16 protein-coding genes are annotated in these 14,530 nt (G+C 73.3%); 11 read left to right on the plus strand and 5 right to left on the minus strand.

Translation table 11 applies throughout. From position 1 onward, the window contains the following. Positions 1-129: 129 nt before the first annotated feature. Positions 130-1,455, plus strand: a complete 1,326-nt coding sequence (locus tag QSK20_RS16460) for an ATP-binding protein (protein ID WP_285789461.1) — start codon at positions 130-132, stop codon at positions 1,453-1,455. A 22-nt stretch (positions 1,456-1,477) separates the two neighbouring features. After that, entirely contained in the window at positions 1,478-2,161 is a 684-nt protein-coding gene (locus QSK20_RS16465) for a response regulator (RefSeq protein ID WP_285789462.1), read from the plus strand. Between the two features lie 11 nt (positions 2,162-2,172). Here QSK20_RS16465 and QSK20_RS16470 read toward each other — a convergent pair whose 3' ends face one another. Further along, positions 2,173-3,018 (minus strand): DUF3109 family protein, encoded by an 846-nt coding sequence (locus QSK20_RS16470; protein WP_285789463.1) that lies wholly within the window; start codon positions 3,016-3,018, stop codon positions 2,173-2,175. A gap of 73 nt (positions 3,019-3,091) precedes the next feature. Here QSK20_RS16470 and QSK20_RS16475 point away from each other — a divergent pair, with 73 nt between their 5' ends. Both QSK20_RS16475 and QSK20_RS16480 read left to right on the plus strand, forming a co-directional pair. Continuing rightward, positions 3,092-4,036, plus strand: a complete 945-nt coding sequence (locus tag QSK20_RS16475; protein ID WP_285789464.1) for a Ppx/GppA phosphatase family protein — start codon at positions 3,092-3,094, stop codon at positions 4,034-4,036. Between the two features lie 94 nt (positions 4,037-4,130). Next, on the plus strand, positions 4,131-4,937 hold the full coding sequence (locus tag QSK20_RS16480) for a sugar phosphate isomerase/epimerase family protein (RefSeq protein WP_285789465.1): 807 nt from the start codon (positions 4,131-4,133) through the stop codon (positions 4,935-4,937). 146 nt (positions 4,938-5,083) lie between these two features. On the opposite strand, the gene QSK20_RS16485 is transcribed toward QSK20_RS16480, so the two are convergent. From QSK20_RS16485 to QSK20_RS16495, 3 genes are read right to left on the minus strand one after another with little or no spacing between them, the layout of a single operon-like run. Further along, positions 5,084-5,635 carry a CGNR zinc finger domain-containing protein gene (locus tag QSK20_RS16485; protein WP_285789466.1) on the minus strand — a complete coding sequence of 184 codons (552 nt, stop codon included), beginning with the start codon at positions 5,633-5,635 and terminating at the stop codon, positions 5,084-5,086. A gap of 18 nt (positions 5,636-5,653) precedes the next feature. Beyond that, positions 5,654-6,823 carry a glutathionylspermidine synthase family protein gene (locus QSK20_RS16490; RefSeq protein WP_285789467.1) on the minus strand — a complete coding sequence of 390 codons (1,170 nt, stop codon included), beginning with the start codon at positions 6,821-6,823 and terminating at the stop codon, positions 5,654-5,656. 1 nt (position 6,824) lies between these two features. Continuing rightward, positions 6,825-7,094 (minus strand): hypothetical protein, encoded by a 270-nt coding sequence (locus tag QSK20_RS16495; protein WP_285789468.1) that lies wholly within the window; start codon positions 7,092-7,094, stop codon positions 6,825-6,827. A 162-nt stretch (positions 7,095-7,256) separates the two neighbouring features. On the opposite strand from QSK20_RS16495, the gene QSK20_RS16500 reads away from it, so the two are divergent. Further along, positions 7,257-8,177, plus strand: a complete 921-nt coding sequence (locus QSK20_RS16500) for a proline dehydrogenase family protein (RefSeq protein WP_285789469.1) — start codon at positions 7,257-7,259, stop codon at positions 8,175-8,177. Between the two features lie 458 nt (positions 8,178-8,635). On the opposite strand, the gene QSK20_RS16505 is transcribed toward QSK20_RS16500, so the two are convergent. Next, positions 8,636-8,965 carry a PadR family transcriptional regulator gene (locus QSK20_RS16505; protein ID WP_285789470.1) on the minus strand — a complete coding sequence of 110 codons (330 nt, stop codon included), beginning with the start codon at positions 8,963-8,965 and terminating at the stop codon, positions 8,636-8,638. Positions 8,966-9,048: 83 nt separating this feature from the next. On the opposite strand from QSK20_RS16505, the gene QSK20_RS16510 reads away from it, so the two are divergent. From QSK20_RS16510 to QSK20_RS16535, 6 genes are all read left to right on the plus strand, one after another. After that, on the plus strand, positions 9,049-10,323 hold the full coding sequence (locus QSK20_RS16510; protein WP_285789471.1) for a hypothetical protein: 1,275 nt from the start codon (positions 9,049-9,051) through the stop codon (positions 10,321-10,323). Positions 10,324-10,754: 431 nt separating this feature from the next. Further along, positions 10,755-10,964 (plus strand): helix-turn-helix domain-containing protein, encoded by a 210-nt coding sequence (locus tag QSK20_RS16515; protein ID WP_088981934.1) that lies wholly within the window; start codon positions 10,755-10,757, stop codon positions 10,962-10,964. Positions 10,965-11,208: 244 nt separating this feature from the next. Next, positions 11,209-11,310: a 30S ribosomal protein bS22 gene (locus QSK20_RS16520; protein WP_007465623.1), complete on the plus strand. Its 102-nt coding sequence runs from the start codon at positions 11,209-11,211 to the stop codon at positions 11,308-11,310. Positions 11,311-11,432: 122 nt separating this feature from the next. Further along, on the plus strand, positions 11,433-12,503 hold the full coding sequence (locus QSK20_RS16525; protein WP_285789472.1) for an NAD-dependent epimerase/dehydratase family protein: 1,071 nt from the start codon (positions 11,433-11,435) through the stop codon (positions 12,501-12,503). Positions 12,504-12,571: 68 nt separating this feature from the next. After that, entirely contained in the window at positions 12,572-13,477 is a 906-nt protein-coding gene (locus QSK20_RS16530; RefSeq protein WP_285789546.1) for a lysophospholipid acyltransferase family protein, read from the plus strand. Between the two features lie 79 nt (positions 13,478-13,556). Further along, positions 13,557-14,510, plus strand: a complete 954-nt coding sequence (locus tag QSK20_RS16535) for a hypothetical protein (protein ID WP_285789473.1) — start codon at positions 13,557-13,559, stop codon at positions 14,508-14,510. Positions 14,511-14,530: the final 20 nt, after the last annotated feature.

The following is a 14,530-nucleotide window of genomic DNA, read 5'->3' on the forward strand; positions in this document are numbered from 1 at the left end:
GGCGGGCGGCGGAGTCGGGGTTAACCTCGGTGAACGCCCACCGTCAGGATGGTGAACACTCCCGGAAGTGAGAGTGATTCGCCCCATTCTGCGCGGTTGCCAGGTGAACAATGACCCTACGATCGCCGGGTGGACTGGGCAACGACGGTCGGCGTGGCGCTGGCCCTGGTGATCGGGCTGGCCGCCGGGCTCCTGCTGGCCCGGTACGCCCTCCGGTCGCGCGCCCCGCGCACGAGCACCGCAGGATCCGGGTGGAACACGGCAGGAAGGCCCGCGATGCCCGACGACCAGCAGGCAGGTCTCTCCGGCCTCGGCCGCAGAACCATCGACTCACTCCGGGCCGGCGTGGTCGTGCTCGACTCCGACGACCAGCCGGTGCTGGTCAACCCGGCGGCCCGGGCGATGGGGCTGCTCCGGACCGGCACCACCCCCGGGTCGATGGCCGCCCACCCGTTGATCCGTACCCTGGCCGGGCAGGTGCGGCGCACCGGCGTGCGCCGCGAGATCGAGCTCGACCTGCCCCGGGGCCGCGACAACGTCGGCCCGGACCCGCTCGGGGTGCACCTGCGGGCGATGGGCATCGGCGGGGGGCACGTCGCCGTCGAGGCCGTCGACGTGACCGAGTCGCACCGCCTCGCCCGGGTCCGCCGCGACTTCGTGGCCAACGTCAGCCACGAGCTGAAGACCCCGATCGGCGCGCTCCAACTGCTCGCCGAGGCGCTCCTCGACGCCACCGAACCGGCAACGGCCACCGTCGCGCTGCCCGGCGGTGCGGCGGGCGGCCCGGCCGTCGCGGACCCCTCCGAGGACGTGGCGGCCGCCCGGCGGTTCGCCGAACGCATCCAGCACGAGTCGACCCGGCTGGGCCGGCTGGTGCACGAACTGCTGGAGCTGACCCGGTTGCAGGGTGCCGAGCCGCAGCCCGCCCCCGAGCCGGTGGCGGTGGACTGGGTGGTCGCCGAGGTGCTCGACCGGACCCGCACCACGGCCGCCGCCCGGCGGGTGGCCATCGCCGTCGAGGGCGAGCGGAGCCTGACCGTGTACGGCAACGACAACCAGATCGCGACGGCCGTGGCGAACCTGGTCGAGAATGCGATCATCTACTCCGGCGCGGACACCACCGTCACCGTCACCGTCAGTAGTGACGACGAGTACGTCAAGGTGGCCGTGGCGGACCAGGGGATCGGTATCGCCCCCACCGACGTGGACCGGATCTTCGAGCGGTTCTACCGTGCTGACCAGGCTCGTTCCCGCTCGACCGGCGGCACCGGCCTGGGTCTGGCCATCGTCAAGCACATCGCGAGCAACCATGGCGGACGGGTCGACGTGTCGAGCACTCTTGGTGGTGGCTCGACGTTCACCCTCCGGTTGCCCGCCCGTCCGCCGGACGACCTGGCGGCGACACTCCAGTCCGCTGGGATCGAGGCCGGCCCGGCCGAGCTCCGGCAGGTCTGACCGTACCGAAAGGAAACCCCTGGTGAGCCGCGTTCTGGTGGTCGAGGACGAGGAGTCCTTCTCCGACGCCCTGTCGTACATGCTCCGCAAGGAGGGCTTCGAGGTGTCGGTCGCCGCGACCGGGACCTCCGCCCTCACCGAGTTCGACCGGACGGGTGCGGACATCGTCCTGCTCGACCTGATGCTCCCGGAGATGTCCGGCACCGAGGTGTGCCGCCAGCTCCGCCAGCGTTCCCACGTGCCGATCATCATGGTCACCGCCCGGGACAGCGAGATCGACAAGGTGGTCGGCCTGGAGATCGGGGCGGACGACTACGTCACCAAGCCGTACTCGCCGCGTGAGCTGGTCGCCCGGATCCGGGCGGTGCTGCGTCGGCAGAGCGTCGAGGCGACCGAGGCGGGTGGGCCGACGCTGGCCGCCGGCCCGGTCCGGATGGACATCGAACGGCACGTGGTGACCGTCGACGGTGCGGCGGTGCAGCTCCCGCTCAAGGAGTTCGAGCTGCTGGAACTGCTGCTGCGCAACGCCGGCCGGGTACTCACCCGGGGGCAGCTGATCGACCGGGTCTGGGGCGCGGACTACGTCGGCGACACCAAGACCCTCGACGTGCACGTCAAGCGGCTGCGCTCGAAGGTCGAGCCGGAACCGTCCGCGCCGCGCTACATCATCACCGTGCGTGGCCTCGGCTACAAGTTCGAGCCGTAGGCCCGCCCGGCTCAGGTGGTAGCAGGGGTCCCCTGCTCATCACCAGGCGGTAACAGGGGGCCCCTGCTACCACCCGGGTGGGGGGCGACGAGGCCCTGCCGGTGGCGTGCCGCGCACAGCTCGGCGAGCTTGACGTACGCGGGCTCGCCGATCAGCGCGGTCAGCTCCGGCCCGTACGACAGGTACATCGGCTCACCGCCGACGTGCGCCTCCGGCGACGAGGTGCACCACCAGTCCAGGTCGTGCCCGCCGGAGCCCCAGCCCCGCCGGTCGAACTCGGCCAGCGAGGTGACCAGCACCTTGGTGTTGTCCGGCCGCTTGCTCCACTCCTGGTCCCGCCGGATCGGCAACTGCCAGCAGACGTCCGGCTTGTACTCCAGCGGGTGCGCACCGTCCCGCAACGCCTGGGCGTGCAACGCGCAGCCGCCCCCGGCCGGGAAGTCGGCGTCGTTCAGGAAGACGCACGGGCCGTCGATGCTCTGGGTGGCGGTCCGCCGGGCCGGGTTCTTGCCGTCGACGGTGTCCATCTCGGTCCAGTTCTTGAACCCGCGCCGGTGGTGCTGCCAGGTCTGCGGGGTCAGCCGCTTCGCGGCGGCCCGGACCCGCTTCTCGTCGTCGGAGTCGGTGAAGAACGCGCCGTGCGAGCAGCACCCGTCCGCGGCCCGGCCGGCGACGATGCCGTGGCAGCCCCGGCCGAAGACGCACGTCCAGCGGGAGAGCAGCCAGGTCAGGTCGGCGCGGACGACATGCCGGTCGTCAGCCGGGTCGACGAACTCGACCCACTCGCGGGGGAAATCCAGCGGCACCTCCCGGCTGCGCGGGTCAGCCGGTTCGTCCACCAGCACTCGGATCTCCATCCGGCCAGCCTACGCCCGGTGCGGCCGACCGGCAGGCGAGCCGGGTACGCGGGCGGGCTCTAGGGTCTTCATCATGCGACTGGGTGTTCTCGACGTCGGTTCCAACACGGTGCACCTGCTGGTGGTGGACGCGCACCACGGTGCCCACCCCTGGCCGGCGCACTCCGAGAAGGTGGTGCTCCGCCTCGCCGAGCAGATCGGCCCGGACGGCGCGTTGACCCGGGCGGGTGCGGACGCGCTGGTCGAGGCGGTGGGCATGGCCCGGCAGGCGGCCGTCGGTCTGGCCACCGACGACCTGATCGCCTTCGCCACCTCCGCCGTCCGGGACGCCACCAACGGCGCCGAGGTGCTCACCCGGGTCCGGGAGGAGACCGGCGTACGACTGGAGGTGCTCGCCGGGGCGGACGAGGCGCGGCTGACCTTCCTCGCGGTGCGGCGCTGGTTCGGCTGGTCCGCCGGCCGGCTGCTGGTGCTGGACATCGGCGGCGGTTCGTTGGAGGTGGCCGCCGGGATCGACGAGGACCCGGCCGTGGCGGTCTCGCTGCCGCTCGGCGCGGGCCGGCTGACCCGGGAACGTCTGGGGGTGGATCCGACCACCGCCACCCCGCCCCCCGCCGAGGTAGTCGAGGACCTGCGCGAGTACGTCGACAAGACGCTCGACCCGGTGGTCGAGCAGATGGCCGGGGTGGGCTGGGACCGGCCGGTGGTCACCTCGAAGACGTTCCGCACGCTGGCCCGGCTGGCCGGCGCGGCCCCGTCCAGCGCCGGTCTCTGGGCGCCCCGCCGGCTCACCCGGACCGGGCTGCGGCAGGTGCTCACCTTCATCCGGCACATCCCGCCCGTCCAGCTCGCCGAACTGGAGGGCGTCAGCGCCGGCCGCTCGCACCAGCTCCTGGCCGGGGCGGTGGTGGCCGAGGCGGTGCTCCGCCGGCTGGACGTCGAGGCGCTGGACGTCTGCCCCTGGGCGCTGCGGGAGGGGGTCATCCTCCGCCGGCTGGACCAGCTCGGACCGGTGTGACCGGCCGGCCAGCGGGTGATCAGATCCGGAGGATACGGGCGGTTTGCGACTGCTCGTCACGATGCCGTCATCGATGCGGGCTACCCTGGTTCGTGTGACTTCCCGAGTCCCGGTGCTCCTCTCCAGCTCCTCGGTCTTCCCCGAGCCGACCGCAGCGGCGTTCCAACTGGCTGCGGCGCTCGGCTACGACGGCGTCGAGGTGATGGTCTGGACGGATGCCGTCAGCCAGGACGTCGGCGCGCTGCGCGGTCTCGCCGCGCACTACGGCGTGCCGGTCCTGTCGGTGCACGCGCCCTGCCTCCTGGTCACCCAGCGGGTGTGGAGCCCCGACCCGTGGGAGCGGCTCCGGAAGGCGGCGGAGCTGGCCGAGAGCCTGGAGGCACCGACGGTGGTCGTCCACCCGCCCTTCACCTGGCAGCGCGACTACGCCCGGGGCTTCGCCGACGGCATGGCCGAGATCGGCCGGCGGCACGGTGGACTGCGCTTCGCGGTGGAGAACATGTACCCGGTGCGGATGGCGGGCCGGCAGTTCGTGCCGTACCTGCCCGGCTGGGATCCGACCGACACCGGGTACGACGCGTACACCCTCGACCTGTCGCACTGCGCCGCCTCGCACACCGACGCACTGGCGATGGCCGACCGGATGGCTGACCGGCTGGCCCACGTCCACCTCGGCGACGGCACCGGCGAGGGGCGTGACGAGCACCTGGTGCCGGGACGGGGCAACCAGCCCTGCGCCGAGCTGCTCTCCTCGCTGGCCGGTCGCGGTTTCACCGGTTCGGTGGCGGTGGAGGTGGCCACCCGGGGCGCGAAGAGTCGCGCGGTCCGCGAGGCCGACCTGCGCGCCGCCCTCGAATTCGCCCGCCAGCACCTCGCCGCCCCGTCTCCGGTCGACGCCTGAGCCGACCGGAGCGGGCGATCGTCCCGTGCCGGAGCCGACCGCGGAACGGGCGGTCGCCCTCGTGCCGGAGCCGACCGGAGCGGGCGGTCCCGTCCGCGCTGGGGCGCAGCCTGCCACCCGGACCCCCACCGCCGTGGGGCGTGGGCTCAGCTGACCGGCGCGAGCGGCTGGTCGGCGGTGGCGGCGCGCTTGCGGGCCCGGTGGGCGGCCACGTGCGACCGGGTGGCGCACCGCTCCGAGCAGAACCGCCGGCAGCAGTTCGACGACGTGTCGAGATAGACGTTGCCGCACCGCTCGTCGGCGCAGACCCCGAACCGGGCGCTGCCGTACTCGCAGAGCCAGACCGCCAACCCCCAGACCGCGCCGGCCAGGTAGTCGACGGCCATCGAGGCGCCCCGGCTCGCCGGGTGCATGTGCCAGTCGCTGGAGTCGTGCCCGGAGATGTGCGGGTGCACCGGGTACGACTCCAGCAGGGCGTTCAGCTCCGCGACCGCCTCGGCGTCCTGGCCGGAGGCACCGTACTCGAAGACGCCGCGCAGCCGTTTCCGGGCCCGGCGGAAGGTCGCCAGATCCCGTTCCGTGATCTCTTCGCGCAGCCCCGCATCTGCACCGGGGAGCAGGGACCGCAGGTCGTCGAGGTCGTCCAGGCGGGCGTTGACGAGGTCAACGCCGTTTCGGGCGTACGCGTCGAAGTTCACACCCCAACGGTAGACGACTCAGGAAGCGCGTGGCGCATCGATGTAGTGAGGCAGGAACCGGGCGTATCCATCGGTGATCAGGCTCGCGCTCTCCCGGATGCCCGCCCCGGCCGACTCGCCGTCGACGATCCAGCTGCCCAGCACCACCCGGTTGCCGGCGAACTCCGGCAGGGCGCGGAACTCCTGGTAGCACCAGCCCTCGTCGCCGTAGATGCCCGGGTTGCTGATCTCGGCGCCGTCGGCCGTGACGATCCGGACCGACCCGCCCTCCCGGCCGAGCAGGGGCTTGACGACGTACTCGGACATCCCCCGGGGCGAGTCGAGGTACGCCGGGAGCAGCAGCTCGTGCCCGGGGTACAGCTCCCAGAGGACGGCCAGCAGCGCCTTGTTGGACAGCAGCAGCTTCCACGCCGGCTCGATCCAGGTGGTCGGGGTGCCCGGTTCCAGGGCGAGCCGGCCGTACGGCTCGGCGACCATCCACTCCCACGGGTAGAGCTTGAAGCAGGTGGTGACCGGCCGGTCGAACCGGTCGACGAAGCGGCGGCCGTCCCAGCCGATCTCCTGGATCGGCATCAGCTCGGCCTTGAGTCCGGCCTGCCGGGCGCACTCGGCGAGGTAGCCGGCGGTCATCTGGTCCTCGCCGGAGTCCTCCTCCCGGGACCAGAACACGTGCACGGTCGGGTCGTGCAGCTCCCGGCCGATCCGGTGCCAGGCCGCGACCAGCCGCTCGTGCAGGCTGTTCCACTGGTCCAGGTCGGGTCGGGTCTGCTCCAGCCAGTACCACTGGATGATGCCCGCCTCGACCAGCGAGGTGGGGGTGTCGGCGTTGTACTCCAGCAGCTTCGGCGGCCAGGATCCGTCGTACCAGAGGTCGAACCGGCCGTAGAGGCTGGGCGGGCGCTCGCGCAGCGACCGCGCCACCGCCTCGGCCGCCCACGCCGGGATGCCGAAGTCGGCGTACCGGTTGCGGGCCACCACGTGCTCGGCGGCGGCCACCGACATCCGGTGCAGCTCCTCGGTGGCCTCCTCCAGCCGGAGCACCTCGGCCAGGTCGAAGGCGTACGCGGCGCTCTCGTCCCAGTACGACATGAGTTCGCCGTCGGGCAGTTCGGTCTCGGCGTAGACCAGCCCCTGCTCGCGGATCGTCGCCTGCCAGTCGGGGCGGGGCGTGCGGGTCTCCCGGCGCACGTCAGCCGCCGCAGTCGGCCAGGTGGGTGCCGAAGCCGCCGCGCTCCGGGACGGCCGCCGGGGCCGGCTCCGGGGCGGCCACTCCGGTCGCCGGAGCGGGCTTCTGGAGGGCCAGTGCCACGGTGCCGCCTCCGCCGCCCGGGCCGAGGGCACAGTCGTCATCGTCGTCGTCCGAGGTCATGTTGCACCCGGAGAGGGCCAGCGCGAGCACGGTGAGCGTGCCGAGTTGCACGGTGGCCGACCGGAGCCGGCGAGGGGAGCGGTTTTCCACCCGTTCGTTGTAGCGGATGACCGCCAGCCCGTCGTCCCCCGGTCGTGCACGGAAACGGCCCTGGTCATCGCTTTTCGGGGGGCCTTGTCGGGGCAAAACGGACCGTCGGTGGAGGTGGCCGCTGCCGGGCGCGGTTCCCGGGCCGGGCGTTACCCTCGGCTCATGCTCCGTTCGGTCATCCTCGCCGCGGCCCGGTCATCCCAGGTCGAGCGGCTCGTCGAGACGGCCCCCTACACCCGGGACGTCGTCCGCCGGTTCGTCGCCGGCGCCGGCACCGACGACGCGTTGCGCGTGACCCGCGGACTCGTCGGTGACGGCCTCACGGTCACCCTCGACTACCTCGGCGAGGACACCGTCAAGCCCGAGCAGGCCACCGCCACCCGGGACGGGTACCTCACCCTCCTGCGGGCACTGCGTGGGGCCGGCCTCACCCCGGCCGCCGAGGTGAGCGTGAAGCTCTCCGCGCTCGGCCAGAAGTTCGACGAGCAGCTCGCCTACGACCACGCGCGGGCCATCTGCGTCGCCGCCGAGGAGGCGGGCACCACGGTCACCCTGGACATGGAGGACCACACCACCACCGACTCGACGCTGGACGTCCTGTCCAAGCTCCGCAAGGACCACCCCGGCACCGGGGCGGTGCTCCAGGCGTACCTCCGGCGGACCGAGGCGGACTGCCGGGACCTGGCCACCGCCGGTTCCCGGGTCCGGCTCTGCAAGGGCGCGTACCGGGAGCCGGAGTCGGTCGCGTACCAGTCCGCCCGGGACGTGGACCGCTCCTACGTCCGCTGCATGAACGTGTTGATGTCCGGAGCCGGCTATCCGATGCTCGCCACCCACGACCCCCGCCTGATCGCGATCGGGGAGGACCGGGCGCGCTGGTTCGACCGGGGGCCGGGCAGCTTCGAGTTCCAGATGCTCTACGGCATCCGCCCCGAGGAGCAGGCCCGGCTGGTGGCCGCCGGGTACACGGTCCGGACGTACGTGCCCTACGGCGACCAGTGGTACGGCTACCTCATGCGGCGGCTCGCCGAGCGCCCGGCCAACCTCGCCTTCTTCGGGCGCGCCCTGCTCTCCCGGAAGTGACCACGGGCGGGCGGTGACCGCCGGGACCCGCTGCGACCCGCCCGGGGCCGCCGTGACCGTCGCGCCCTCGCTGTGACCGTCGCGGACCGCCGGGACCGTCGCGCCCCGCCGGGACCGTCGCGGACCGCGGCGGACCGCCGGGAACCGCTGACGGGCGCGGAGCGGGCCGGCGGAGACCCCTTGTCCGCCGGCCCGCGCCACACCGGGCGTCCGGTGGGGCCCGGGTGGGCGCGCTCGCCCGACCCACCGCCCCCGTTCTCCGGCGGGTCGGCGTGCCGGGGGAGTCGGCAGGGCCCGGTGGCCGACCGGCCGGGACCCGGCCGACGTGTCCGGTCGGCGAGCGCTCCCTGAAAACTACCTAGCTAGACATTGACCGGCCTGGTTGTGAGTTTTTCTTTCGCGGGTTGCCAATGTGGCCCGGTGGCTCTTGACCGAAGGCGGTGCCCCGGTCCGCGCGGTCAGAAGCCGGGGTTCGGGCGCAGGGCGGGCGGTGCGGCGCCAGCCCGCGGGTCGGCGACGGCCGCGCCGGCCACCCGTGCCCCGTCGGTGGTGAGCCGGTAGTACCGGCGGCGTGGCCGGCCCTGGGCCTCGTGCGCGGCCGGGTCCTCCCAGAAGCTCTCCACCCAGCCGGCCAGCTCCAGCCGGGCCAGGATCGGATGCAGGGTGCCGGTCTTCAGCTTCGTCTGGCGGGCGATGTCCCGGCCGTACCGGGGGCAGTCCGGCGCGGCGAGGAGCAGCCGCAGAACCTCGACCGTCTGCGGGGTGAGCCGGGGGCCGGTACGCGCCATGTCCGGAGTCTAGGTAAGCCGGAAGCCCCGACCAGCCGGCGCAAACGGCAGTCTGGCCAGCCGAATGGCGTACTCTCCCCGCCGTGGAGGACGAGCGGCACCGGTCGCGGCGCAGGCGGCGCGGGCTTCTCTGGGCCGCCGTCGCCGTGGTGGCCGTGGCAGTGGGCTGCCTCCTGCCGGCGGCGTTGGTGGCGGCGGTGGTGCGGGAGACGGCGAGCCGCCCGACCGGTGACCCGGCGTCCCGTCCCGGCGGGCCGGCCGCCCGGCTGGCCGCCGCGATCGACACCGCACTCGGGCGACAGGCCGGGGCACTGCTGCGCGGTGACCGGGACGCCTTCCTCGCGGTCGCCGAGCCGACTGCCCGCGTCGACCTCACCCGGCGGTTCACCTCCCTGCGCGCGTTGCGGATCGCGGTCTGGCGGGCCGAGCCCAGCGGGCAGCCCACCCCGGAGCCCGGCCAGCCGGGCCGGTGGCGGCAGGCGGTCACCTACCGGTACTGCCTCGTCGAGCCTGACTGCACCCCCAGTCCGGTGCTGGCCGCCACCCGGTGGCGGGAGACGCCCGAGGGGCCCCGCCTGGTCGCCGTCGAGCCCTCCGCCTCCGCCGAGACCGGCACCCGGCCGTGGGAGGTCAGCGAACTGGTGGCCGCCGTCGGTCCGCGCACCGTGGTGGCCACCACGCCCGACCTGCGGTCCCGCCTCCCCGGCCTGCTCGCCGAGGCGGAGGCCGCGGCGGCGGTCGCCGACCGGTACGCCGTGGACGGTGTCCGGCCGGACCGGTACCGGATCTTCTACGCCGGCCGGGACGGGTGGCGGCGCTGGTACGGCGGCGGCCGCCCGGCCTGGACCGGCGGATACGTGGTGACCGTCGGCGGCGGACACCACGAGGTGGTCCTGAACGCGGACGCGCTGCGCACGGGCGGCGTCGCCGACCTGCTCCGGCACGAGCTGACCCACGCCGCGTCGCTGCCCGCCGGCGGCTGGTCCGACCGGCACGCCTGGTGGCTGGTGGAGGGGACGGCCGAGCTGGCCGGAGCGGCGGGCCGACCGGTGGGCCGGTACGCCGGGCTGGACGACGTCCGGCGACTGGTGACCGGCGGCGGCTGGGACGGCCGACTCGACACCCTCGCTCCCGCCGCCGACGCTCCCGCCGACCGGGTCGCGGCCAGCTACGGCGTCGGCTACCTGGCGGTACGTCACCTGGTGGACCGGTACGGCACCCAGCGCCTGCTCGACTTCTTCGCGGCGGTGGTGCACGACCGCCGGCCGGTGGCCGAGGCTGCCCAGGAGATCTACGGCGAGCCGTGGTCGAAGCTGCACGACGACTGCGTCGCCCAGGTGCGCGGCGTGGCCGGTTGACCGGTCCGCCCCGTGGTGGGCGTGCGGGGCGCCCGACCCGGGCAGCTCCGTCCCCTCGTGGCGTAGGCGCGGTCCGCCCGCCGTGGGGTGTCCGACGACAGCTCACGCCGAGGTGGGCCGCCATGATCGACCGCCGTCCGGGCGGCCGGTGGGGTCTGAGACACTGACTGCGCTCCCAGTGCGGAGCCCCGGACCGTGTCCGCAATCGGCCCGGGGCGCCCGCCCGGTGGCCCCGGTGGTGCCACCGGAGCCACCGGGCGCCTTCCGCCGCAGCTCAACGGTGTGGAAGCGGACTCCCGACGAGATCAAATGCGCGAAGGGATCGCGCCGTTCACAGCCGTCCCGTTACCGTACTGGTAACACGCGCGTTGCCCTCGTGGCGGGACGAACCCGTCGCAGGCCGCGCTGGGCATGGGATGGGTCGGTGAGCCATGGCCGGGTCGCAGTCCGACGGACGGCTGTCGGAGGTCAAGTTCCTCACCGTCGCCGAGGTGGCGGCGGTCATGCGGGTGTCGAAGATGACGGTCTACCGGCTCGTGCACAGCGGTGAACTCACCGCCGTCCGGGTCGGACGGTCGTTCCGGGTGCCCGAACACGCGGTGCACGAGTACCTGCGCGGGGCGTTCTCCGAGACCGCCTGACGGGCGTCCGCCGGGTCCACCGGCCGGGGTGCGCCGGGTACCTCCCGGGGTACGCCGTGACGGGCATCGACGGGGGCGCGTTGGTCCTGCTGATGCTCTCCGGCTACCCTGGATCCCGACCGTGACCACCCAGCGGTGCGCCGCGATGCCACCCACCAGGTCCGGTCCGTTGTCCGCAAGCGGTACCAGCACCATGTCGTGGTGCCTCCGGTCCGCCCCGCACGTTGCATCGAAAGGCTGTCGTATGGGCTCGGTGGTCAAGAAGCGCCGCAAGCGCATGGCTAAGAAGAAGCACCGCAAGCTGCTGCGCAAGACCCGCGTCCAGCGTCGCCGTCTCGGCAAGTGACCGGTGCCGGGCGCGACCCGGCACCGCGTACCACTTGCCATCTGTCGACTCCCGGAGGCTCAGGTGAGAAGGCCGTGGACGTCCCGGCTCGATGATCCGGCCTGCCGGTCAGGGTGCGCGACATGACCCCCGGTGGCACCTCGGGTGCTCCGGGGGTCGTCGTCGTGACCGGGGTCAGTCGCTACCTCGGCGCGCACGTCGCCGCCCGGCTCGCCGCCGACCCGAGGATCGACCGCGTCATCGGCGTCGACCCGCCCGGCACGGCGGAGCCGGCCGGTCTGCTCGACCGGGTCGAGCGGGTGCGCGTCGACGTCGGTTCGCTCGGTGACCTTCTCGCCGACCTGGAGGTCGACGCGGTCGCCCACCTCGCCCTGGTCACCGCCCCGGACCGGCAGCAGGGCGGCCGGGCGGCGATGAAGGAACAGAACGTCATCGGCACCATGCAGCTCCTCGCCGCCTGCCAGCGGGCGCCCCGGCTGCGCAAGGTCGTCGTCCGGTCGTCGACCGCCGCCTACGGCGTCTCCTTCCGCGACCCGGCGGTCTTCACCGAGGAGACCGAGCCGCGCGAGGTGCCACGCGGCGGGTTCGGCCGCGACATCCTCGACATCGAGGGGTACGTCCGCGGCTTCCGTCGTCGCCGCCCCGACGTCACCGCCACCGTGCTGCGCTTCGCGCCGTTCATCGGCTCCACCGCCGACACCACGCTGACCCGGTACTTCCGCCAGCCGGTGGTGCCCACCGTCCTCGGCCGCGACCCCCGCCTCCAGTTCCTCCACTTCGACGACGCCCTGGAGGTGCTGCACCGCTCGGTCGTCGAGGACCATCCCGGCACCTACAACGTCGCCGGTCCGGGCGTGCTGTCGCTCTCCCAGGCCATCCGCCGGGCCGGACGGCTGGAGGTGCCGGTGCTGGAACCGGGGCTCTCCGGAGCGGTCGCGCTCGCCCGGACGCTCGGATACGGCCGACTCGGTCTCGACCAGGTCGACCTCTTCGTGCACGGCCGGGTGGTCGACACCAGTCGGCTGGTCACCGAGTACGGCTTCACCCCGCGCTCCACCGCCGCCGCCTTCGACGACTTCCTCCGTGCCCACCACGGTGGCGTGGTGGTGACCCGCGACCAGCTCGCCGCCGCCGAGCAGGCCGTTCTCGCCGGCATCCGACAGGTCCGGGCGGCCGTGCGGGAGCAGTCGTGAGCCGGCCCGACGGGACCGACCGGGACGTGCCGGTGGGTCGGCCGTTCGAGCCACCGGACGCCGCCGACCTGACCCGACCGGCCCGCCGCAACGGCCACCACCCGGATCCCCCCGCCGTGCCGGACCGCCCGGTCGACCAGTGGGACCGCCGGGTCGCCCAGGGCCTGGCGTTCCTGCGTCGCCGGTTGGCCGGCGACTACGAGATCGACGAGTTCGGCTTCGACCCGGAGCTGACCGGGGCGGTCCTCCACCCGTTGCTGCGCCTGCTCTACCGGGACTGGTTCCGCACCGAGGTCGGCGGTCTGGAGCACGTACCCGTCGACGGGGCGGGCCTGGTGGTCGGCAACCACTCCGGCACCGTCGCGCTGGACGCGTTGATCCTCTCCGCGGCCCTGCACGACCAGCACCCGGCCCAGCGTTACCTGCGGCTGCTCGGCGCCGACCTGGTCTTCCGGATGCCGGTCGTCTCCGAGCTGGCCCGCAAGTCCGGCGGTACGGTCGCCTGCAACCCGGACGCGGAGCGGCTGCTGCGCAACGGCGAACTGGTCGGCGTCTTCCCGGAGGGGTTCAAGGGCATCGGCAAGCTCTACTCCGACCGGTACAAACTGCAACGGTTCGGTCGGGGCGGGTTCGTCTCGGCGGCGCTGCGTACCGGCACCCCGATCGTCCCGGTGGCCATCGTCGGTGCCGAGGAGACCTATCCGATGCTCGCCGACATCAAGCCGCTCGCACGTCTGCTCAAGCTTCCCTACTTCCCGATCACCCCGACGTTCCCGTGGCTCGGGCCGCTGGGCCTGGTGCCGCTGCCGAGCAAGTGGCTGATCGAGTTCTGCCCGCCGATCCCCACCGCGCACCTGACCGACTCGGCCGACGACCCGCTGGTCGTGTTCAACCTCGCCGACCAGGTCCGGGAGACCATCCAGCAGACCCTGCACCAGCTCCTGGAACGCCGGCCCGACCCGTTCGGCCCCTGACCCCCGACGTGGCGTCCCGCGCCCGATGATATTGATCAGTTACGATATGTCGGCTGATCGGTCATAGGGGGAGTGACGTATGGGTGGTCGACGGAGGTTCGCCTGGCGGCATCTCGCCGCCGCGTTGCTGGCGCTGACCATGGGCGCGGTCCTCGCGCCGGCGCCCGCGCAGGCGGTGGACTATCCCGGCGGACGACGTATCTACAGCGTCGCGCTCGGGGCCGTCCCCGCCGCCGGCACGCCCGCCACCGGTCCGGTCTGGGTGCGGCTGGCGACCTACTACTTCTTCGGCAACGGCACGGTCACCGAGAGCTTCTGGTACTGGGACCGGGCCACCGCCGTCGGGGCCGCCGGCACGGGCGTCCGGACGACCGGCTGCACCGGCCACGACTGCGAGGTGCGTACCGCCACCGGGTTCCAGCCCGGTGGCACCGTGAAGTCCCTGAGCGGCACGTACACCAACTCCGGCGACAGCATCACCATCTCCTGGAGCGGGGGCGTCCAGGAGACCTGGCGGGTCAGCGAGCCCGCCAGCGACCTGGCCCGACTCGACTTCGTCAGCTCCAACTACGGGGTCACGGTCGGTTGGGGCTTCGGCAGTTCCGCCTCGAACGACGCGTACACGCCGGTCAGCGACATCCCGCTGGCCCAGTACACCGGCCGGTACGCCGGCTACAGCGGAAGCACCGGCGCCGCTGGCCCCAGCGGGATGGACCTCCGGTCGTTCGCCCGGTGCAACGGCAACTGCCTGAGCTGGCTCAGCCCGCCGACCGCCACCTGCTCGTCCTGCCCGAACGGCGCGACCTCCTCGCCGATCCGCTACTACCTGGCGGGCGCGGGCCGGCGGAACTTCTACGAGCACTGGTGCACCTGCCTGACGTCGAGCACCTGCTACACCGGCGGATCGCACCGTAAGCCGCAGCTCCAGGTGATCGGCGACACCGGGACGTTCCACGGGTGGGTCGGCGTGGAGGCGTCCAACGTCACGGCGAACACGGGCTACTTCGCGGTGCACTTCCACGTGAACGTCTGACCAGCGCAGGGCACCGTGCG

This window comes from Micromonospora sp. NBRC 101691, assembly GCF_030269285.1.
In the GTDB taxonomy this organism is placed as follows: Bacteria; Actinomycetota; Actinomycetes; order Mycobacteriales; family Micromonosporaceae; genus Micromonospora; species Micromonospora echinospora.